Below are 18,964 nucleotides of genomic sequence, written 5' to 3' on the forward strand. Positions count from 1 at the left end.
ACTGACAGCCCTGAATGGCGTGCCCTTCAAGGCCTCCCGACATCCTTGGACGCGAAGCTAAGACGCGCCGCCTGACTTTGGAGCCATCGCGTCTTTGGAGGCGTGTAAATGACCAAGCGAGTGGTGTTGGGGGCGTTGTTCGGGGCGCTGGCGGTGCTGGGCACGGGCTGTGGCGACGAGTGCGTCGACCAGTACGATTGCCGTGACAAGGGCTCCGCGCCGGAAGGGCAGCAGTGGACCTGCAACGCGGACAACAAGTGCGAGCTGCAGAACGTCACCCCCCCGCCGGAAGAGGACGCGGGCGTGGAGGTCGACGCGGGCACCGAGGACGCCGGGACGGAGGTCGACGCGGGCACCGAGGACGCCGGGACGGAGACGGACGCCGGGACGGAGGTGGACGCCGGCACGGACGCGGGCATGAACGTGGCCAAGGGCGGCGCGTGCACCGCGTCCACGGACTGCATGGCGGGCCTGCGCTGCGAGGCCGCCACCTGCCAGTCGCTCCTCATCGCCGTGACGGGCAACGACGGCGGCACGCGCGCGCTGGTGACGGCCTACGACGTGCCGGGGATGACGTCGCTCAGCGCCGACGGCGTCGCCAGCGCCTACCCGCGCTTCGGCCCGGACGGCACCCAGGTGGCCTTCGTGCAGGGGGACGTCACCGCCGCCGCGGGTGAACTCGCGGTGCGCCCGGTGCCTGTCACGGCCGCGGCGCCCACCGTGCTGACCACGGGCACGGACGCTGGCAATGCGCGCATCCGCTACATGGAGTGGGAGCCGGGCAACCTCATCGCCTGGGTGCGCGGCAGCACGGGCATCTCCACCATCGAGGCCACGGGCGGCACGCCCGCGCAGGCCACCGGCAACGGCACCTTCCCGGACTGGGCGCCCAACGGGACGGACTACGCGTACAGCGCCGCGGGTAACGGCATCTACGTCTCCACGGGCGGCGGCGCGCCGGCTCCGCTCGCGGGCTCGCCCACCTCCGGCGAGCAGCCGCACTACAACCGCACCACGTCGCAGTTGCTCTTCCTGGCCAACCCGGAAGGCGACACGGTGACCTTCGGCACGGACACGACCCCGGTGCTCAAGCTGTACACGCTGCCGGTGACGGGCGGCGGCACCCCGGAGCTGCTCGCGGGCAAGACCTCCGACGCCGTCACGGGCGGCACCCTGGAGTCGTACATCGCGAACCCCAACTGGGCACCGGACGGCGGTTGGGTGGCGTACGTGCGCGCCTACTACCAGAACGTCGGTGGCGCGGCCACGCTGTGCGGCAACGCCGGCGCCACGCTGTGCGGCAACACGCCGGGCAACGTCATCTTCCTGCAGCGCGTGAACACCTCCACGGGCGCGGCGGAGGGCGCCGCCGTCAAGCTCGTGGACAACGCCACGTTGCCGTCGTTCTCCCCGGACGGCCGCCTCCTGGCCTACATCCTGGGCGGCGCGCTCAAGGTGCAGCCCATCGACCCGGCCACCGGCCAGCCCTCCGGCGCGCCCATCGAGCACCCGAAGGACACGTACACGGTGCTGACGAGCGAGGGTGACGACCACCGCCCGCGCTGGCAGCCCCGCTAGGCCCACGCCACCCAAGCCCCGGACTCCGGGGCTTCCCGGCCCGTGTTCCCCGTTTCACGAGGGAGCACGGGCCGTCGTGTTTCAGGTGCGAAGCGCGCCACCCACCCCGCGCGAAGTGACGAACGCGGGCAGTGCCGGGTCCCCATCAACCCGCGTGCGGATCCACTTCCTGGTCCAGCGGATCCAGGTTCCAGGACAGAAAGAAGGAGGGGAGAGGGGCTCCACCCGCGCTCACGCGAAACCGCGGCACCTGGTGGAGGAGGACTGACAGCCGTGTCGCGACGGCTCACGCGCCCGCGCGCTCCAAAGGGAGCACGGCCTGGGCTTCACGGGGCCGGGACGCGGGCTGCTTCAGCCCACGACGACGATGCGGCGGCCCAGCGCGCGGGTCATCTGCGGGGACGTGACGAGCTCCAGCACGCCGCTCATCTCTCCGCCCGCCGTGTCGAACGCCGCCGCGATGACCTCGCCCACGGTGAGCTGGGCCTTCTGGGCCGCCACCCGCGCGCGCTTCGCCGTGCGCCGCAGCGCGGGCATCACCCGCCGACCCTGCCGCCGCACCGTGCCACCCTTCGCCTTGCCTGCGGTCCGCTTCGCCATGGTTCCTCCCGCTACTGTCGACTCGCGGGTGAGTACCTCGTCGGTCTGACACCATGCAGGCGAGGTGCCAGGGCTCAGCCTCCCCGTCAGGTTCCTGAATCCAGGGGTTTTCCTTGCCGGTAGCGGGTTTCCGAGGGGCGGGCAGGCCTTCCTTTTTTCAGCCCTTCAGGGTCGTTCCTCGTTCTGTCGAGTTTTTCGTTCACGCAGTGCGGTGATTTCCACGCATCGTTCAATGGCGCGCACCTCCCCTGAGGTCGTGCGACGACAGGGCTGGGTCAGGTGTCACCCCCTGGCCACAGCCCCTGCGGGCAGGGAACCACGGTGCGGGTGGGACGCGGCGGGGCTTTGGGGTAGAGGGCGGGCGCCCATGCGAGTCCAGGTCCTCTTCCACGACAATTGTTTCGACGGCGCCGCCAGCGCCGCGGTCTTCACCCGCTTCTACCGGGAGCGTGTGCGCGCGGACGCGACGTTCAGCTACCGGGGGCTGGCCCACAAGCCGGGGGCGGAGGGCATCGACCCGGCCGTCTTCACGGGCGACGAGAACGTCATCGTCGACTTCCGCTACAGCCAGGACGCGCGGCTCACCTGGTGGTTCGACCACCACGCCTCCGCCTTCCAGCAGCCCGGCGACGAGCCCCACTTCCAGCGCGACACCAGCGGCCGCAAATTCCACGACCCGCAGCGCAAGAGTTGCACGCTGTACCTGGCGGACGTGGCGCGCGAGCGCTTCGGCTGGGACGCGTCCCCGCTGAAGGACCTGCTGCACTGGGCGGAGATCATCGACGGCGCCCAGTTCCCCAGCCCCCAGATGGCGGTGGCGCTGGAGGAGCCCGCGCTGCGCATCATGACGGTGCTGGAGGCGACGAAGGACGACACGCTCATCCCGGAGGTCATCCGGCGCATGCAGACGGAGTCGTTGGCGGACATCGCCGCGTCGCCCCTCATCGCCGCCCCGCTGGAGCCGCTGCTCTTCAAGCACCAGCGCAACATCGACCTCGTGCGCGAGAAGGCCCGGTACGAGAACGGCGTCGTCTACTTCGACCTGGTGGACGAGGGCGTGGACAGCCTCAACAAGTTCATCGCGTACGCGCTCTACCCGGACGCGCGCTACACGCTGTGGGTGGGGAGGGGCGCGTCGCGCGCCAAGGTCTCGCTGGGCTCCAACCCCTGGAAGCCCCAGACGCGCCAGCACGACCTGTCCGCCATCGCCGGCCGCTACGGCGGAGGCGGCCACCCGGTGGTGGCCGCGGCGAGCTTCAAGGCGGACCAGGCCGACAAGGCCCGGGCCGCGTACCAGGAGATCCTCGCGGAGCTGTCCGGCGCGCGCTGAGCGCCGAAGCCGGCGTCTCAGGGGCGGGCGAAGAGGTCGAAGCCCGCCTGCCGCAGGAGCCGCACCACCGACAGCATGGGCAGCCCCTGCACGTTGGTGCGGTCGCCCTCCAGGCCCTGGAGCAGCGCCTGCCCCCGGCCCTCCACGCGGTAGCTGCCCGCGCAGCCCTCCCACTCGCCGGTGTCCAGGTAGCGCTCCAGCTCCTCCGCCGGGATGGGGAAGAACGTGAGGCGCGTGTCCTCCACCGTCTCCGAGTGGTGGCCGCCCGGCCCCAGCAGGCACACGGCGGTGTGGATGACGTGGGTGCTCCCCAGCAGGCGTTGGAGCTGCGCGCGCGCGGCGTCCCGGTCCCGGGGCTTGCCCAGCACGTCGCGGCCCACCTCCACCAGTTGATCCGCGCCCAGCACCCAGGCCCCCGGGTGGCGCTCCTGCACCGCGCGGGCCTTGCGCACGGCGAGCATCCGCACGGCCTCGTCGGCGGGCAGGTCCTCGGGGACGTGCTCGTCCACGTGGGGGGCTTCGGCGCGGTAGGGCACGCCCAGCCCGTCCATCAGGACCCGTCGCGCGCTGGAGGTGGATGCCAGGATGAGTTCTCTCATGGGAGGCCGGAGGGTAATGCAGCCGGGGAGGGGAGGGGACCCCTCGAGCGGGCAGGCACGTCCCCGCTTCCTGTGCATGGGGCGGATGCCATAGCCTCCCCGCCCATGTCGCGGCGCGGTCTGCTCGCTGTCTGTCTCCTCCTGCTCGCCTCCTGTAAACGCCCCCCTCCGGCGGACGCCGACGCGGGCACGGATGCGGGCGTGGCCCCCACCGCCGTGGCGGCCGACGCGGGCACGGACGCGGGCGCGCTCGCGCAAGGCCCCGTGGACGCGGGCCCCCTCGCCTCCGTGAAGCCCCCGGACGACGCGGCGGAGGTGCACCCGCTGGCGGTGTGCGACGCGAAGGGCGGCGCGCCCCTGGACGCGGCCCGCGACTACTACGACGCCGGCCACTACGAGGAGGCGCTCTCCTGCGCCGCGCAGGCCGCCGCGCTGGAGCCGGACCTCGCCGCCGCCCACGCGGAACGGGGCGCCGCGCTGGCCGCGCTCAACCGCGAGCCGGAGGCGCAGCTCGCCTACGCGCGCGCGCTGGCCATCGACCCGGGGGACGCGGACGCGCTGCTGGGCGCCGCGCACCTGTACGCGGTGCAACTGCCCTCCACGCGCGAGCGGGACGAGCTGGGCGCCCTCTACGCCGAGCGCGGCCTGTCCCAGCCCTCCACGCCCCCGGAGCTCGTGCCGTCGCTGGCGCTGGTGGCCGCCATGGCCTTCAACGACCTGGGGCAGGCGGACCAGGCGTTGGACCGCGCCGCCATCGTGCTCGCCCGCGAGCCGGGCAACGCGGAGGCGAAGTACGAGAAGGCCCTGGCCCTCTTCGAGCTGTGCCGCTTCCGCGAGGCGAAGGCGGCCTTCGTGTCGCTGCTGAAGGACAAGGACCGCGCGGCGCACGCGCACCAGCACCTGGGCCTGCTGCTGGAGCGCGAGGGCCAGTGGGCCCGGGCGGAGGAGCACTTCCAGAAGGCCCGCGCGCTGGAGCCCGAGGACTTCCCCCCACCGCCCCTGCCGTCCGCGGACGAGTTCAAGGCCCAGGTGACGCGCGCGCTGGCGGACCTGCCCGCGGACATGCGCAAGGACCTGGAGGGCGTGCCGGTGGCCGCGGAGGAGATTCCCTCCGAGGACGACCTGCTCGCCAACCAGCCGCCCCTGTCGCCCACCATCCTGGGCCTGTTCCGCGGGCCCTCGCTCCAGGAGCCGTGCGACGGCTCGGAGACCCCCTGCCGCTCGGTGGCCCTCTACCGGCGCAACCTGGCCCGCGCGGTGCGCACCCCGGAAGAGCTGCGCGAACAGATTCGCGTGACACTGCTGCATGAAATCGGGCATCTGCGAGGGGAAGACGACGAGGAACTGGCCGCGCGCGGCCTGGAGTGAGCCCCCACATGCCTTCCCTTCCCACCGCCCGCGTCAGCTTGAAGGGCGCCAAGACGCTGCGTCGCGGCACCCCCTGGGTGTACCGCACGGAGCTCACCGATGCCCCCGCCACCGACACGCCGGGCGCGGTGGTGGCCGTGGTGGATCCGCAGGGCAACCCCATCGGCCAGGCCCTCTACGCCCGCCGCTCCCCGCTCGCCCTGCGGCTGCTCACGCGCAAGGGGCCCAACGAGGAGAAGGTGGACGACGCCTTCTTCATCCGCCGCCTGGACGCCGCGCTCGCCCGCCGCGCCGTGCTGCCGGGGCGGGACGGCCTGCGCCTGGTGCACGGAGAAGCGGACCTGCTCCCCGGCTTCTTCGTGGACCGCTACGGCCAGGGCCTCACCGTGCAGACGCTGTCGGAGGGCATGGACGCGCGCAAGGAGATGCTGGCGCGCGCGCTGGTGGAGCGGACGGGCGCGAGCCACGTCGTCTGCCGCGACGACGCCTCCGGCCGCGACTTCGAGAGCCTGCCCCGCGAGGTGCGCCTGCTGCACGGCGAGGGCGCCGCGCGCTTCACCTACCACGAGGGTGACAACCGCTTCGACGTGGACCTCCTGGGCGACATGAAGACGGGCGCGTTCCTGGACCAGGTGGACAACCACCTGCGCGCGGGCGAGCTGGGCCGGGGCGAAGCGCTGGACTGCTTCAGCTACCACGGCGGCTTCGCGCTCGCGCTCGCGAGGCACTGCACGTCGGTGCTCGCGGTGGAGCAGGACGCGAAGGCCGCATCGCGCATCCAGACCAACGCGGAGGCCAACGGCCGCGCCCACGTGAAGGTGGAGAACGCCAACGCGTTCGACGTGCTGCGCCGCTTCGACCAGGAGGGCCGCCGCTTCGACACCATCGTCCTGGACCCGCCCGGCCTGGCCAAGCGCCGCGAGGGCCTGGCCACCGCCCTGCGCGCCTACCACGAGCTCAACCTGCGCGCCCTGCGCTGCCTCAAGCCGGACGGCCTGCTCGTCACGTGCTCGTGCTCCGGGAAGCTGGACCGGCAGGGCTTCGAGTCCATGGTCCTGGACGCCGCCGCGGACGCGAAGCGCCCGGTGCAGATTCTGGAGCGGCGGGGCGCCGGCCTGGACCACCCGGTGCTCGCGGGCCTCGCGGAGACGGAGTACCTCAAGGCCCTCTACGTGCGCGCCCTGTAGGTCTACGGGATGCCCAGCTCCTTGCGCAGCCGGCCCACGACCTTGAAGTACTCCGTGCGGGAGAAGCCCACGTTGAGGATGTGGAAGTCCTTCTTGGACAGCCCCACGCAGCCGAAGCAGTAGTTGCAGTCCTGCAGGTTCTTGCTCATCACCACGTACGCGCTGCTGGAGCAGTTCTCGCTCTGCACGCAGTAGGCGCACGCGTGGCAGTTCTTGCACTCCACGCAGTGCGAGCAGTTGGTGCACAGCTCGCACCGGGTGCAGTGCGTGCACTGGTGGCAACTGTCGCAGTCCTTGCAGAACATGCAGTTGGCGCAGCGCTGGCAGCCCTCGCACGCGTAGGAGCCGGGGTTGCCCGGGTCCACCGCGTAGCTCTTGGACAGCTTCTGGAACTGGTCCATGAACTCGCGCTTGCCCAGGGACGACACGCCCAGGCGCGCCGCCTTCTCCTGCTCCAGCAACTCCTGGGTCGTCTGGGGCCGCGACCCCTTCTCCTTCACCGCCACAAACGCTCCTTGGACTCTTGAGTCACTGCAGCCGGGCCAGCCCGGCCAGGTCGATGCCTCGCGCCACCCGCCGCACCTCCACGGTGCTGGGGAAGCCGCGGCTGGTGACGGCCACCACGAACCGCTCACCCACCAGGAGGTTCGCCTCCGCGACGGCCTCGTCCGCGTCATAGCGCACGAAGCCCACGGCCTCCTTCCACTGGATGGGCGCCGTCGGGTCGCTCGCCGCGCGGCCCCGGGCCTTCTGCGCCGCCTCGCGGATGGCCTGCCCCAGCTTCAGCCCCATGGTGGTGTCCACGATGCGCACCTTCACCTCGCGGCCCTCGCCACGCGTGTAGGTGCGCTCCGCCTCCGACACGGACACCTCGCCGTACTTCCCCGTGGAGCCCGCGGTGGCACCCACCGTGAAGCCCTCCAGCGTCTCCGGCAGGAACGGCGCCAGGTCCTTGAAGTACACGCACGGTGCGGCGGTCGTCACCACGTCGCGCGGGGTGGGAGATGTCGTGCGTTCGTCGTCAAGGCATCCGCCGCCCACGCCGAGCGCGAACGATGCGATGGCCAGCCGGAGGAAATAGTCGCGCACGAACGAATCAAAGGGTATCCCTGGCCCGCGCGCAATGGACCTTTCGAAGCTCAATCCTCCTCAGCGCGAGGCCGTGGTGACGCTCCAGGGCCCCCTGCTCGTGCTGGCAGGCGCTGGCAGTGGAAAGACGCGGGTCATCACCCACCGCATCGTCCACCTGCTCAACGAGCGGCCCAACCACATCATGGCCCGCAACATCCTCGCGGTGACCTTCACCAACAAGGCCGCCACGGAGATGAAGGAACGCCTCATCCACATGGCCGGGCCTCGCGCCCAGGGCGTGCTGGTGTGCACCTTCCACGCGTTCGGCGCGGAGGTGCTGCGCGAGGACATCCACCGGCTGGGCTGGCCCCGGAAGTTCGCCATCGCGGACATGGGCGACCAGCTCTCCATCATCCGCCGCGCCATGCGCGAGAAGCGCATCGATGATCGCGCCTTCGACGCGCGCAAGGTCCTCACCCTCATCTCCAAGGCGAAGAACTCCGGCGAGGCGCCCCAGCCCAAGCCGGAAGGGCTGGGGGACGACTACGACCTCATCACCTCCATGGTCTTCGCGGACTACCAGCTCGCGCTCAAGGCGCAGGGCTCGGTGGACTTCGACGACCTGCTGGTGCTGCCCGCGCGCCTGTTGCGCGAGCACCCGGACCTGCACCGCAAGTACACGGCCCGCTTCCAGTACCTCCTGGTGGACGAGTTCCAGGACACCAACCACGCGCAGTTGGACCTGCTCAAGCTGCTCGCGGGCGAGGCGAGGAACGTGTGCGCGGTGGGGGATGACGACCAGTGCATCTACTCCTGGCGCGGCGCGGAGGTGCGCAACATCCTGGACTTCGACCGGCACTTCCCGGGCGGCAAGGAGGTGCGGCTGGAGCAGAACTACCGCTCCTCCCAGCGCGTGCTGGACGCCGCCAACGCCGTCATCGCCAAGAACCCGGAGCGCAAGGACAAGCGCATGTGGACCGACCGCAAGGGCGGTCCGCTGGTGAAGGTGGTGGCGTGCCCCAATGACGAGGAGGAGGCCCGCTTCGTCGCGCACGAAATCCAGAAGCACATCTCGCTGGGCGTCCCCGCGGACGACATCGCGGTGCTCTACCGCACCAACGGCCAGGCCCACCCCGTGGAGGAGATGCTGCGCGAGAAGAACATCGCCTACGAAGTCGTGGGCGGCAGCGAGTTCTTCGACCGCAGCGAGGTGAAGGACGTCATCGCGTACTTCAAGGTCCTGGCGAACAAGCTGGACGAAATCTCCCTCATGCGCATCGTCAACGTGCCCTCGCGCGGCATCGGCGACGTCACCATGGAGCGGCTGCACGCGCACTCGCGCGCGGAGGGCGTGACGCTCTGGACGGTGATGCGCCGCGCGGACACCTATGACGACCTGCCCGCGGGCGCGGGCGGCAAGGTGCTGGAGTTCGTGGAGATGGTGGAGCGCTACCGGGACGCCTTCGCCCAGACGCCCCGCCTGTCCGAGGCCACCCACAAGCTCCTGGAGGAGATCGGCTTCCGCGAGGCCACCCGCGCCAAGGCCGTCTCCGGCACCGCCGCGGACAAGAAGCTCAAGGGCGTGGATCAGGTGCTCGCGTCCCTGGAGAAGTTCGAGAAGCGCGAGGGCCCCAAGGCCAGCCTCCTCACGTACCTCAACCGCCTCAGCCTGGACACGCGCCAGGAGGAGGAGGAGGTGCCGGGGCAGAACAAGCGCGTGACGCTGATGTCCCTGCACGCCTCCAAGGGCCTGGAGTACCGGCTCGTCTTCTTCATCGGCATGGAAGAGGACCTGATGCCCCACGGCGGCATGCAGGGCGAGGCGCAGAACCTCGAGGAGGAGCGCCGCCTCTGCTACGTGGGCATCACCCGCGCCAAGGAGCTGCTCTACCTCACCCGCTCCACCGTGCGCGTGAAGCGCGGCAAGGAGGTCCCCCGCACGCCCTCCCGCTTCCTGGAGGACCTGCCCCCGGACGCCTTCGAGAACGTGGACATGGACGCGCCGCGTCAGGGGCCGCCGGACGAGAAGGAGAAGAACTTCTTCGCGAACCTGAAGGAGCGCTTCAAGAAGCCTGGCGCCGGCAGCCCGGGCCCTGGCACCCCTGGCCGGGCACCGTGAGGGGTCCCCCGTACGCCCAACCTTGACTTGATCCCGCCGTCCTACTAGGAGGGTCAGCCTTTCCGGGCTTCTGTCGGAGTTTCAGGCGGAGGACCCGCGGTTGGTATCGCACGAGCACGCGGCCCCTGGCATGCACCTGGGTGTCGCGCCGAAGTCTGGAGTGCACGAAATGTCGCAGAAGACCTACAGCGCCAAGGCTGGGGACATCAAGCGCCAGTGGCACGTCATCGACGTGTCCGACAAGGTGCTTGGCCGCGCCGCCAGTCAGATCGCCACCCTCCTGAAGGGCAAGCACAAGCCCACGTACACCCCGTCCATCGACACGGGTGACCACGTCATCGTCATCAACGCCGAGAAGGTGAAGGTGACGGGCACGAAGGAGACGGACAAGCAGTACTACCGTCACCCGTACGCCGGTTTCCCGGGCGCCCTGAAGATCACCAACCTCCAGAAGCTGCGCCAGCGTCACCCCGAGGACATCATCCTCAACGCCGTGCGCCGCATGCTGCCCCGCAACGCCCTGGGCCGTCAGATGATGACGAAGCTCAAGGTCTATGCTGGTGACACCCATCCGCACACCGCCCAGAAGCCGGTGGCGTACAAGGTCGAGGCGTAAGGAACAGCCATGGCGATCAATCCTGAACTCGGTTTCTACGCCACGGGCCGCCGCAAGGAGGCCACCGCTCGCGTCTGGGTGCGTCCCGGCAACGGCGCTGTCGTCATCAACGGCCGCGACATCAACGAGTACTTCGGCCGTGAGACGTCGAAGATGGTGCTCAACCAGCCGCTGGAGATCCTGGAGCAGAAGGGCAAGCTCGACGTCACGGTCAACGTGCGCGGCGGCGGCCTCTCCGGCCAGGCCGGTGCCATCCGTCACGGCATCGCGCGCGCGCTGTGCGCCTTCAACCCGGAGTTCCGTCCGGCGCTGAAGAAGGCCGGCTTCCTCACCCGCGACGCCCGCGCGGTCGAGCGCAAGAAGTACGGCCAGCCCGGCGCCCGTCGTCGGTTCCAGTTCTCCAAGCGCTAATCACGCTTGCCGGCCCGCTCTGCGGCCGTTCGTCGGCGGGGGTTTCCTTCGGGAAGCCTCCGCCGTCGTGCTTTGCGGGCAAGCGGGTGGGCCGTGCCCCGTCGCGATGCGCGGGGGCGTTCTGCTACCATCCGGACACCCTCATGGAACTCAACGAAATCCTGCAGATCGCCCTGCGCGGCGGAGCCTCCGACATCCACCTGAAGGCGGGCCTGCCGCCCATGTTCCGCGTGGATGGTTCGCTGGTGCCGCTCAAGGACGGCCGCCGCCTGCCCCCGGAAGAGGTGGCGCGCATGGCGTTCGGCATCATGAACGAGTTCCAGAAGGAGAAGTTCAAGGTCAGCAACGAGGTGGACCTGGCCTACGGCGTGCCGGGCCTGGGCCGCTTCCGCGTGAACGTCTTCCAGCAGCGCGGCACGGTGGGCGCCGTGCTCCGCGTCATCCCCTTCAAGGTGATGACGATGAAGGACCTGCTGTTGCCCACGGTGCTGGAGAAGGTGTGCGGCGAGGAGCGCGGCCTGGTGCTGGTGACGGGCACCACGGGCTCCGGCAAGTCCACCACGTTGGCGGCGATGATCGACTACATCAACTCCAACGAAACCAACCACATCATGACCATCGAGGACCCCATCGAGTTCCTCATCCGCGACAAGCGCTCCATCGTGAACCAGCGCGAAGTGGGTGTGGACACGATGAGCTTCTCGCAGGCCCTGAAGTCCGCGCTGCGCCAGGACCCGGACGTCATCCTGGTGGGCGAAATGCGCGACCACGAGACCATCGAAACGGCGCTCCACGCCGCGGAGACGGGCCACCTGGTGATGTCCACGCTGCACACGCTGGACGCCACGGAGACCATCAACCGCATCGTGTCCGCGTTCCCCCCGCACCAGCAGAAGCAGGTGCGCCTGCAGCTCTCCAGCGTGCTCCGCGGCGTCGTGAGCCAGCGCCTGGTGCCGCGCGCGGACGGCAAGGGCCGCGTGGCGGCGGTGGAGGTGCTGCGCGTCACCGCGCGCGTGCGCGAGCTGATTGAAGACAAGGACCGCACGAAGGAGATCCACGACGCCATCTCGCAGGGCACGGACTCCTACGGGATGCAGACCTTCGACCAGTCGCTGATGAGCCTGGTGCGCAACGGGCTGGTCACCTACGAGGAGGCCCACCGCCAGGCCAGCAACCCGGACGACTTCGCGCTGCGCTTCTCCGGCATCAGCGGCACGTCCGACTCGAAGTGGGACGCCTTCGACGCCAAGGCCGGCGAGGAGCGGCCCATCCCGGGCTCGCAGTCCTTCGCGCAGAAGGGCGCGCCCACCCAGGCGGCCCCGATGGCGCCCACGCCCGCGCCGGTGCCCCAGGCCCCGCGCCCCGGAGCGCCCATGGCCGCCCGGCCCATGACGCCTCCGCCCGGCGTCGCGGCGCCGCGTCCCGCCACCCCGCCGCCCGGCGTCGTCCAGGGCCGGCCGCTGCCTCCGCAGGTGGCGGCCCGTCCGCCCACGCCCGCCCCGGTGGCCGCGCCCGCTCCGGCGGCCGGCGGTGACGACGACTTCCAGATCGAACGCTTCTAGGAAGCCCGGCGCGAAGGGGGAGGGCGCCGCCTCAGGCGTCGTCGTCCCCCAACTGCGCGCGCAGCCGGGTGAGGCGCATGGGCCCGATGAGGCCCTGGTGCGCCAGCGTCTGGAGCAGCGACACGGTGGCGCGCACGCGCGCGTCCTGCACCTCGTCGGACTCCTGGACGACCTCGTTGTCGAGCAGCGTCTCCAGGTGCTCCGGGTTGATGGACGTGGGGCCCTCCGCCCACGCGATGTCGAACAGCGCCCGCGCCATGTGCTCGCGCGCCTTGCGGTCCGCGTCGTTGGGCGCGGCCTTGGCGAACGCGAGGAACAGCGCGTCCACGGACTCCTTGGACAGCGCGGCCAGGGCGGGCACCTCGCCCAGGGACTCCTTCACGTAGTCCGCGTCGAAGCTGTCCACCTCCTGCTCGTAGCCGAAGGCCTCCTCCAGCAGGATGGACGCGAGGAAGGCGTCCGACTCCTCGTCGCTCGCGCCCTCCTCCTTCAGCGCCTCGCGCGCCTTCTGCGTCGCGGCGGACAGGGACTCGTCCTGCGTGAGCGCGCGGGCGGCGGCGTGCGCGGCCAGCAGCACCAGCGCGGCCTGGGCGTCGGAGGACAGCGCGCGTCCGCTCACGCCCAGCAGCATGGCCTTCTGCTTGGGGTTGGCGTCCGCGGCGGCCACGAAGTGCTGCTCCTCCGGAGTCAGCGCTTCGCCGGCCTTCTCCTTGCGGAGCGTTTCCCTGGCGGCGTCTGCGGTGAGGAAGCGGGCGAGGATGGGGTGCATGGCGAAGGCCTGTTACCACATGGTAGGGACTCCGCGATGGTTGACGAGCCCGAAGGCCCCGAGGCTGTCCAGCGCGCCACCGACGCCTGCCTGCGCCTGCTCAAGGCGCGCGGCCGCAGCCGGCATGAGCTGACGCTCGCCCTGGAGCGCAAGGGCTACCCGGAGTCCGTCCGCGACGCGGTGCTCGCGCGCCTCGCGGAGTGGGGCTACCTGGACGACGCGAAGTTCGCGCGTGAACGCGCCCAGGCCCTGCTGGGCAGGGGCAAGCTGGGCCCCCGGGCGGTGCTCCAGCGGCTGCAGGCCCACGGGCTGGAGGGCACGGAGGCGCGGCGGGCGCTCTCCGAGGCGAAGGACGCGGTGGGCTTCGACGCGGTGGCCGCCGCCCGGCAGGTGCTGGAGCGCCGGCGCCTGGCCGGCCGCCCGCTGGACGCGAAGGAGCAGGCGAGGGCAGGGCGGCTCCTGCTCAGCCGGGGTTTCGCGCCGGACATCGTGACCCGGCTGGTGGGAGAACCTTCGCTGGACCCCTCCGGGCAGGACGAATAGTTTGGGGGCGTGATGCGCTCCGTCGTCCTCGTCCTGTCCGCCCTGATGTTGTCCGCCTGTGCCGCCCTCACCGCGGGGCCCGTGGGCGAGCCCGACTACGCCACCATGGCCGCGGAGAACCTGGCCCTGGGCGAGGCCGCGCTGGAGGACAAGGACTACCTCAAGGCGGAGAAGTACTTCGACCACGTCCGCACCAAGTTCCCCTACCTGGAGGCCGCCCGCGAGGCGGAGCTGAAGCTGGGGGACCTGGACATGGCCCGGGAGATGTACCCGGAGGCGCGCGAGAAGTTCGACTCCTTCATGCGGCTGCACCCCACGCACCCCAAGGTGGACTACGCCGCCTACCGCGCGGCGCTGTCCTACGTGGAGGAGTTCCCCTCGGAGTTCTTCGCCCTGCCGCCTTCCTACGAGAAGGAGCAGAAGCCCATGTACGACGCGCTCCGGGCCATGAACATCTTCCTGCGCGAGTACCCGAACTCGCAGTACGTGAAGGACGCCACGGCGCACCGGGATGATGCCAAGCAGCGCCTGGCGCGCCATGAGCTGTACGTCGCGTCCTTCTACGCGAAGCGCGAGCGCTGGAAGGCCGTGGCCCAGCGCCTGGAGGGGCTGCTCAAGGACTACCCGGGCACGCCGCTGGAGGAGGAGGCCCTCTTCGACCTCCACAACGCGTACGTGAAGCTCAACGACACGGAGCGCGCGCAGAACACGCTGAAGGAAGTCCTCAAGCGCCTGCCGGGCACGCCCGCCGCCCAGCGTGCCCAGAAGATGCTGGGCTCGTGAGGCGCTCGGAGGACTGGGGCCGGCTGGGGGGCATCGGCATCGCCGTGCTCGCCGCCGCCATCGTCCTCCTGTTCCTGGGCTCGCGCCTGCTGGGCGCCGCGGCCGGGCCGGAGGCGGAGATCATCACCACCCTGAAGCAGGCCGAGCACGACGGCGTGTCCCTGCCCGTGCCCGGAGCCCCGGCCCCGCTCGTCTCCCGGAAGCTCCAGTACGCGCGCATCTCCGTGTCCGTGGCGCCGGACGGCCAGCGCGCGGAGGCCTTCGCCACGCTGGACTTCGACGGCGCGCTGGGCGCCACCACCGTCAGCACCGCGGGCGTGGAGGTGGTCCCCTTCACCCGCGCGTCCGGCCGGTGGAGGCCCGAGTCCTCCGTGGCGCCCCGGCTGGTGGCGGTGGTGGCGGCGCTGGAGGCGCGGCGGCAGGCCCTGGCGCAGGGCCGGCCGGAGGCGCTGTCACGGCTGGCGGGTCCGGGAGGGGACGGCGGCGCGGGCCCGACGTGGGCGGAGGTCGCCCCCCTGGGCAGGAGGCGGCTGACGGCCCAGGCGTGGTACGCCCGGCTGGAGCGGGACGAGGTGACGGTGACGGAGCACTACCGGGTGGAGGGAGACCTTCCGGCCCGGCCGGTGGACACCCGGGGCGAGCGGCCGCTTTTGCTGGTGCGCGAGGGCGATCAATTCTTGTTTTCGCCCGGGCTGATGTAGGCTTCCCGAGGAGGCAGGGGCCCGCGCGGGCCGAGTCATGGACGAAGCCCTCAAGCAGCTACTGACCCTCGGGCGCGGCTCCTTCGAGAAGAAGCAGTACGCCCAGGCCGAGCAGTTCTTGACGAAGGTGGTCGAGCAGAATCCGACCTTCGCCGACGTCTACAACATGCTCGGCATCATCTACCACGACCAGGGCCAGTTCGCCCGGGCGCAGCGGGCCTTCGAGTCCGCGCTGCGGCTCAACCCCGCGTACACCGAGGCCGCGCTCAACCTGGCGGTCATCTACAACGACATGGGGAAGTACGCGGAGGCGAAGGAGGTCTACCAGGCCGCCTTGTCCCGCCAGAAGGGCGCCCCCGGCGAGCTCGACCCCTACGTCATGAAGAAGGTGGCCAACATGTACGCCGACATCGGCGACGTGTTCGCCTCCAGCGGCGTGTGGCCCAAGGCCATTGAAGAGTACCGCCGCGCGCTGGCCCACTTCCCGGAGTTCGTGGACATCCGCCTGAAGCTGGGCAACGCCCTCCGGGACGCAGGTGACAACGCGGCGGCCCTGGCGGAGTACGAGCAGGTCATCGCGCAGAATCCGTCGTACATTCCTGGACGGATCAACTATGGAATCGCCCTGTACACGGCGGGTCGCCGTGACGAGGCGGTGAAGGTCTGGGAAGACGTGCTCGTGCGCAGCCCCGGCAACAAGAGCGCGCAGATGTACCTCAACCTGGTGAAGGACCCGGGGAAGGCGGAAGTGACGGGTTGAGCACCATGGCAACTTCCATCATCGAGGTCGCGGCACCGTGAGCACTCCTGGCGGTACGGCGAAGTCCTTTGCCCTCAAGTTCATCTCCGGGAAGTACCAGGGCGGTGAGTTCCCGCTGAAGGCCAACAAGCAGATCGTCGTCGGACGGTCGAGCGAGTTGGACATGGTGCTGGTGGAGGACATGGTCTCGCGCAAGCACGCGAAGATCCTGTTCTCCGACGGAGCCATCACCATCGAGGACCTGGGGTCCACCAACGGCACCTTCGTCAACGGCGAGAAGGTCAAGCAGGCCAAGCTGAAGGAGGGGGACCGCATCCTCATCGGGACCTCCATCCTCAAGCTCGTGCACCAGGGCGCGGAGAGCGCGCCGGTGGACGAGAGCGTCGTGAAGCAGAAGCTGGAGGAGGCCGCCGCCGCCCAGGCCGCGCGCACCACCAAGGCCAGCTCCATGACGGGGAAGATTGAAGAGATCCCCCTCCCGGACCTGCTCCAGCTCTTCCACACGTCCAAGAAGAACGGCGTGCTCGTGGTGAACAACGCCCACGAGGGGAAGATCTACCTGCGCCAGGGCCGCGTGTACTACGCGGTCATCGACGACAACCACAACCTGGGCCCGCAGAAGAGCTTCAACCGCATCGTCACCTGGGAAGAGGGTGACTTCGAACTGCGCCCCGCGGACACGCAGGAGTTCATGGTGGAGCTGGACTCCTCCACCGAAGCGCTCCTGATGGACGCCCTGCGGCAGTTGGACGAGTTCAAGCGCCTGCAGCCGAACCTGCCGCCCATGGCCACGGCGCTGCGCCTCGCGCAGCCCATGACGGCGCCCTTGAAGGAACTGACGCCGGAGCTGCTGGACGTGCTGCAACTGGTGCACAACCACGGCTCGCTGGGCGGGGTGCTGGACCACTCGGACGGCGACGACGTGCTCACCGCCGAGACGGTGGTGCAGCTCATGAAGCGCGACTACGTGCGCGCGGAGTAGGGCGGGGAACATCATGGCGGGTGCGAAGCCGGTGGCGCCGAAGAAGCGCCTCACGGAGATGAGCCACTGCGCGGGCTGCGCGGCGAAGCTCAAGGCGGGGGACCTGGCCACGGTCCTGGGCGGGCTCAAGGGGGCGGCGTCCCACCCCCGGGCCCTGGTGGGCTTCAACACCAACGACGACGCCGCCGTGTACCAGGTGGCGCCGGGCATGGCGGTGGTGGAGACGGTGGACTTCTTCCCGCCGCTCGTGGACGACCCGTTCCAGTTCGGCGCCATCGCCGCGGCCAACGCGCTGTCGGACATCTGGGCCATGGGCGCGAAGCCGCTGTTCGCGCTCAACCTGGTGTGCTTCCCGGACGAGCTGCCGCTCAAGACGCTGCAGAAGATTCTGGCGGGCGGCCAGTCCAAGGCGGACGAGGCGGGCATCCCCATCCTCGGCGGCCACAGCATCCGCGACCCGGAGCCCAAGTTCGGCATGGCCGTCACCGGCGTGGTGCACCCGAAGAAGGTGCTCACCAACGCGGGCGCGAAGCCGGGGGACGTGCTGCTGCTCACCAAGCCGGTGGGCACGGGCATCGCCACCACCGCCATCAAGCGGGGGCTCGCGTCCAAGCAGCTCACGAAGCGCGTGACGGCGCAGATGGCCACGCTCAACAAGGCCGCCGGCGAGGTGTTCGCGTCGGGCGCCTTCAAGGTGAACGCGCTCACGGACGTGACGGGCTTCGGCCTCCTGGGCCACCTCCTGGAGATGATGAACGGCGCGAAGACGCGCGCGGCGGTGGACCTGGAGCGCATCCCGCTCATCGCGGAGGTGCCCGCGCTGGCGGAGGCCGGCGTGATTCCGGGCGGCACGAAGACGAACCTCGCGCACGTGAAGAAGCAGGTCACGTTCCCGGAGGGGCTGCCGGAGCACATCCAGTGGCTGCTCGCGGACGCGCAGACCAACGGCGGCCTGTTGGCCAGCGTGCCCGCGCGCCACGCGCTCAAGGCCCTCCAGGCGCTGGAGAAGGCGGGCGTGGACGCGGCCCTCATCGGCGAAGTGCAGGCGGGCCGCCCCGGCATCGACGTCATCGGCTGAAGGCGCGCTGGCGCCCGGGAGCGGATTTCGCCTCCGGGCCGGGCCTCCGCTAACATCCCGGCGCGAATGTCGCCGCGCCGCTTCCCCCTCTTCCTCCCCGTGCTCGCGTGTCTCCTGCCGGCCCTCGCCGGAGCGGGGGAGCGCGGGGCGCGCATCGTCATCGACCCGGGACATGGCGGGGCGAAGGAGGGCGCGAAGGGGCCCGGCGCGCTCTGGGAGAAGGAGGTCGCGCTCCAGATTGCCCAGCGCCTGCGCGAGAAGCTGGAGGCCGCGGGCAGCGAGGTGTTCCTCACGCGCGAGCGCGACACGCTGATGGCGCTGTCGGAGCGGGTGGAGTTCTCCAACATCCAGCGGCCGGACCTCTTCCTCTCCATCCACGCCAACTCCATGCCCACGAAGCGGCTGCGCGAGCGCACCGAGGGCATCGAGACGTACTTCCTCTCCGCCAACGCCTCCGGTGAGGCGGCGCGCGCGGTGGCGGACCGGGAGAACGCCGAGGCCCCCACGGCCCGCGCGGCGCGGGGACACTCCACGCTGGCCTTCATCCTGGATGACCTGGCGCGCACGGAGGCGCACTCGGACGCGTCCCGGCTGGCCTACGCCATCCACCCGCGCCTCGTGTCCAGGAGCGGCGCGGCGGACCGGGGCGTGCAGCAGGCGCCCTTCTTCGTCCTCACGGGCGTGGAGGCGCCGGCGGTGCTGATTGAAGTGGGCTTCATCTCCCACCCGCAGGAGGGCGCGCGGCTGGGGAAGGCGGCGTACCAGGAGACGCTGGCGGAGGCCATCGCGGACGGGGTGCAGGCCTTCCTCCGGGAGACGCGGCGGCGGGACTCCTCGCCCTCGCAACCGGTGGCTGGATCCACCGCGCCCTGATAAAGCGTGGGGGCTTCGCCCGTCCCTCCCTGTC

The 18,964-nt window shown here is 70.6% G+C and carries 20 protein-coding genes; 15 read left to right on the forward strand and 5 right to left on the reverse strand.

Going from position 1 to position 18,964, the window contains the following annotated elements:
• The first annotated feature begins 108 nt into the window (after window positions 1-108).
• Entirely contained in the window at window positions 109-1,578 is a 1,470-nt protein-coding gene (locus tag K8556_RS03125; protein ID WP_223738517.1) for a hypothetical protein, read from the forward strand.
• 351 nt (window positions 1,579-1,929) lie between these two features.
• Here K8556_RS03125 and K8556_RS03130 read toward each other — a convergent pair whose 3' ends face one another.
• A complete protein-coding gene (locus K8556_RS03130) occupies window positions 1,930-2,178 on the reverse strand; it encodes a hypothetical protein (RefSeq protein ID WP_120619103.1) in 249 nt (82 codons plus the stop codon).
• 367 nt (window positions 2,179-2,545) lie between these two features.
• Here K8556_RS03130 and K8556_RS03135 point away from each other — a divergent pair, with 367 nt between their 5' ends.
• Window positions 2,546-3,508, forward strand: a complete 963-nt coding sequence (locus K8556_RS03135; RefSeq protein WP_223738518.1) for a DHH family phosphoesterase — start codon at window positions 2,546-2,548, stop codon at window positions 3,506-3,508.
• Window positions 3,509-3,525: 17 nt separating this feature from the next.
• Here the strand turns inward: K8556_RS03135 and K8556_RS03140 are convergent, their stop codons facing one another.
• Complete coding sequence (locus K8556_RS03140) at window positions 3,526-4,107, reverse strand: nucleoside triphosphate pyrophosphatase (RefSeq protein ID WP_223738519.1); 582 nt, start codon at window positions 4,105-4,107, stop codon at window positions 3,526-3,528.
• 105 nt (window positions 4,108-4,212) lie between these two features.
• Between K8556_RS03140 and K8556_RS03145 the strand changes: the two genes are divergently transcribed.
• The gene (locus tag K8556_RS03145) at window positions 4,213-5,475 is read left to right on the forward strand and encodes a metallopeptidase family protein (protein ID WP_223738520.1); all 1,263 of its coding nucleotides are present in this window, start codon (window positions 4,213-4,215) and stop codon (window positions 5,473-5,475) included.
• An 8-nt stretch (window positions 5,476-5,483) separates the two neighbouring features.
• Window positions 5,484-6,662 (forward strand): class I SAM-dependent rRNA methyltransferase, encoded by a 1,179-nt coding sequence (locus K8556_RS03150; protein WP_223738521.1) that lies wholly within the window; start codon window positions 5,484-5,486, stop codon window positions 6,660-6,662.
• Window positions 6,663-6,664: 2 nt separating this feature from the next.
• Here K8556_RS03150 and K8556_RS03155 read toward each other — a convergent pair whose 3' ends face one another.
• Complete coding sequence (locus tag K8556_RS03155) at window positions 6,665-7,162, reverse strand: caib/baif family protein (protein ID WP_223738522.1); 498 nt, start codon at window positions 7,160-7,162, stop codon at window positions 6,665-6,667.
• A 28-nt stretch (window positions 7,163-7,190) separates the two neighbouring features.
• Window positions 7,191-7,751, reverse strand: coding sequence for a hypothetical protein (locus K8556_RS03160; protein WP_223738523.1), 561 nt, complete (start codon window positions 7,749-7,751; stop codon window positions 7,191-7,193).
• Window positions 7,752-7,785: 34 nt separating this feature from the next.
• Here K8556_RS03160 and K8556_RS03165 point away from each other — a divergent pair, with 34 nt between their 5' ends.
• The 4 genes from K8556_RS03165 to K8556_RS03180 all read left to right on the forward strand — a co-directional run bounded on the left by K8556_RS03165 (window position 7,786) and on the right by K8556_RS03180 (window position 12,441).
• A complete protein-coding gene (locus tag K8556_RS03165) occupies window positions 7,786-9,852 on the forward strand; it encodes an ATP-dependent helicase (protein ID WP_223738524.1) in 2,067 nt (688 codons plus the stop codon).
• Between the two features lie 169 nt (window positions 9,853-10,021).
• Window positions 10,022-10,468 (forward strand): 50S ribosomal protein L13, encoded by a 447-nt coding sequence (rplM, locus tag K8556_RS03170; protein ID WP_223738525.1) that lies wholly within the window; start codon window positions 10,022-10,024, stop codon window positions 10,466-10,468.
• 9 nt (window positions 10,469-10,477) lie between these two features.
• Window positions 10,478-10,879 carry a 30S ribosomal protein S9 gene (gene rpsI / locus K8556_RS03175; protein WP_120526842.1) on the forward strand — a complete coding sequence of 134 codons (402 nt, stop codon included), beginning with the start codon at window positions 10,478-10,480 and terminating at the stop codon, window positions 10,877-10,879.
• A 143-nt stretch (window positions 10,880-11,022) separates the two neighbouring features.
• Window positions 11,023-12,441 (forward strand): type IV pilus twitching motility protein PilT, encoded by a 1,419-nt coding sequence (locus tag K8556_RS03180; RefSeq protein ID WP_223738526.1) that lies wholly within the window; start codon window positions 11,023-11,025, stop codon window positions 12,439-12,441.
• 31 nt (window positions 12,442-12,472) lie between these two features.
• Here K8556_RS03180 and K8556_RS03185 read toward each other — a convergent pair whose 3' ends face one another.
• Window positions 12,473-13,210, reverse strand: coding sequence for a hypothetical protein (locus K8556_RS03185; protein WP_223738527.1), 738 nt, complete (start codon window positions 13,208-13,210; stop codon window positions 12,473-12,475).
• 36 nt (window positions 13,211-13,246) lie between these two features.
• Between K8556_RS03185 and K8556_RS03190 the strand changes: the two genes are divergently transcribed.
• The 7 genes from K8556_RS03190 (at window position 13,247) to K8556_RS03220 (ending at window position 18,930) form a co-directional block, all read left to right on the forward strand.
• Window positions 13,247-13,753, forward strand: coding sequence for a regulatory protein RecX (locus K8556_RS03190; RefSeq protein WP_223738528.1), 507 nt, complete (start codon window positions 13,247-13,249; stop codon window positions 13,751-13,753).
• Between the two features lie 12 nt (window positions 13,754-13,765).
• Window positions 13,766-14,536, forward strand: a complete 771-nt coding sequence (locus K8556_RS03195) for an outer membrane protein assembly factor BamD (RefSeq protein ID WP_223738818.1) — start codon at window positions 13,766-13,768, stop codon at window positions 14,534-14,536.
• The gene (locus K8556_RS03200) at window positions 14,533-15,237 is read left to right on the forward strand and encodes a hypothetical protein (RefSeq protein WP_223738529.1); all 705 of its coding nucleotides are present in this window, start codon (window positions 14,533-14,535) and stop codon (window positions 15,235-15,237) included. The genes K8556_RS03195 and K8556_RS03200 overlap by 4 nt, the downstream gene beginning before the upstream one ends.
• Before the next feature lie 37 nt (window positions 15,238-15,274).
• On the forward strand, window positions 15,275-15,997 hold the full coding sequence (locus tag K8556_RS03205) for a lipopolysaccharide assembly protein LapB (protein WP_223738530.1): 723 nt from the start codon (window positions 15,275-15,277) through the stop codon (window positions 15,995-15,997).
• 37 nt (window positions 15,998-16,034) lie between these two features.
• Window positions 16,035-16,979 carry a DUF4388 domain-containing protein gene (locus tag K8556_RS03210; RefSeq protein WP_223738531.1) on the forward strand — a complete coding sequence of 315 codons (945 nt, stop codon included), beginning with the start codon at window positions 16,035-16,037 and terminating at the stop codon, window positions 16,977-16,979.
• A gap of 13 nt (window positions 16,980-16,992) precedes the next feature.
• Window positions 16,993-18,057: a selenide, water dikinase SelD gene (gene selD, locus K8556_RS03215; protein WP_223738532.1), complete on the forward strand. Its 1,065-nt coding sequence runs from the start codon at window positions 16,993-16,995 to the stop codon at window positions 18,055-18,057.
• Window positions 18,058-18,123: 66 nt separating this feature from the next.
• On the forward strand, window positions 18,124-18,930 hold the full coding sequence (locus K8556_RS03220; protein ID WP_223738533.1) for an N-acetylmuramoyl-L-alanine amidase: 807 nt from the start codon (window positions 18,124-18,126) through the stop codon (window positions 18,928-18,930).
• Window positions 18,931-18,964: the final 34 nt, after the last annotated feature.

The sequence above is a fragment of the Corallococcus sp. AS-1-12 genome (genome assembly GCF_020036995.1).
In the GTDB taxonomy this organism is placed as follows: domain Bacteria; phylum Myxococcota; class Myxococcia; order Myxococcales; family Myxococcaceae; genus Corallococcus.

Coding starts and splice junctions, on each gene's coding strand:
- K8556_RS03125 (WP_223738517.1), top strand. CDS start 109: ATGACCAAGCGAGTGGTGTTGGGGGCGTTGTTCGGGGCGCTGGCGGTG.
- K8556_RS03130 (WP_120619103.1), bottom strand. CDS start 2,178: ATGGCGAAGCGGACCGCAGGCAAGGCGAAGGGTGGCACGGTGCGGCGG.
- K8556_RS03135 (WP_223738518.1), top strand. CDS start 2,546: ATGCGAGTCCAGGTCCTCTTCCACGACAATTGTTTCGACGGCGCCGCC.
- K8556_RS03140 (WP_223738519.1), bottom strand. CDS start 4,107: ATGAGAGAACTCATCCTGGCATCCACCTCCAGCGCGCGACGGGTCCTG.
- K8556_RS03145 (WP_223738520.1), top strand. CDS start 4,213: ATGTCGCGGCGCGGTCTGCTCGCTGTCTGTCTCCTCCTGCTCGCCTCC.
- K8556_RS03150 (WP_223738521.1), top strand. CDS start 5,484: ATGCCTTCCCTTCCCACCGCCCGCGTCAGCTTGAAGGGCGCCAAGACG.
- K8556_RS03165 (WP_223738524.1), top strand. CDS start 7,786: ATGGACCTTTCGAAGCTCAATCCTCCTCAGCGCGAGGCCGTGGTGACG.
- rplM (WP_223738525.1), top strand. CDS start 10,022: ATGTCGCAGAAGACCTACAGCGCCAAGGCTGGGGACATCAAGCGCCAG.
- rpsI (WP_120526842.1), top strand. CDS start 10,478: ATGGCGATCAATCCTGAACTCGGTTTCTACGCCACGGGCCGCCGCAAG.
- K8556_RS03180 (WP_223738526.1), top strand. CDS start 11,023: ATGGAACTCAACGAAATCCTGCAGATCGCCCTGCGCGGCGGAGCCTCC.
- K8556_RS03185 (WP_223738527.1), bottom strand. CDS start 13,210: ATGCACCCCATCCTCGCCCGCTTCCTCACCGCAGACGCCGCCAGGGAA.
- K8556_RS03190 (WP_223738528.1), top strand. CDS start 13,247: ATGGTTGACGAGCCCGAAGGCCCCGAGGCTGTCCAGCGCGCCACCGAC.
- K8556_RS03195 (WP_223738818.1), top strand. CDS start 13,766: ATGCGCTCCGTCGTCCTCGTCCTGTCCGCCCTGATGTTGTCCGCCTGT.
- K8556_RS03205 (WP_223738530.1), top strand. CDS start 15,275: ATGGACGAAGCCCTCAAGCAGCTACTGACCCTCGGGCGCGGCTCCTTC.
- selD (WP_223738532.1), top strand. CDS start 16,993: ATGGCGGGTGCGAAGCCGGTGGCGCCGAAGAAGCGCCTCACGGAGATG.
- K8556_RS03220 (WP_223738533.1), top strand. CDS start 18,124: ATGTCGCCGCGCCGCTTCCCCCTCTTCCTCCCCGTGCTCGCGTGTCTC.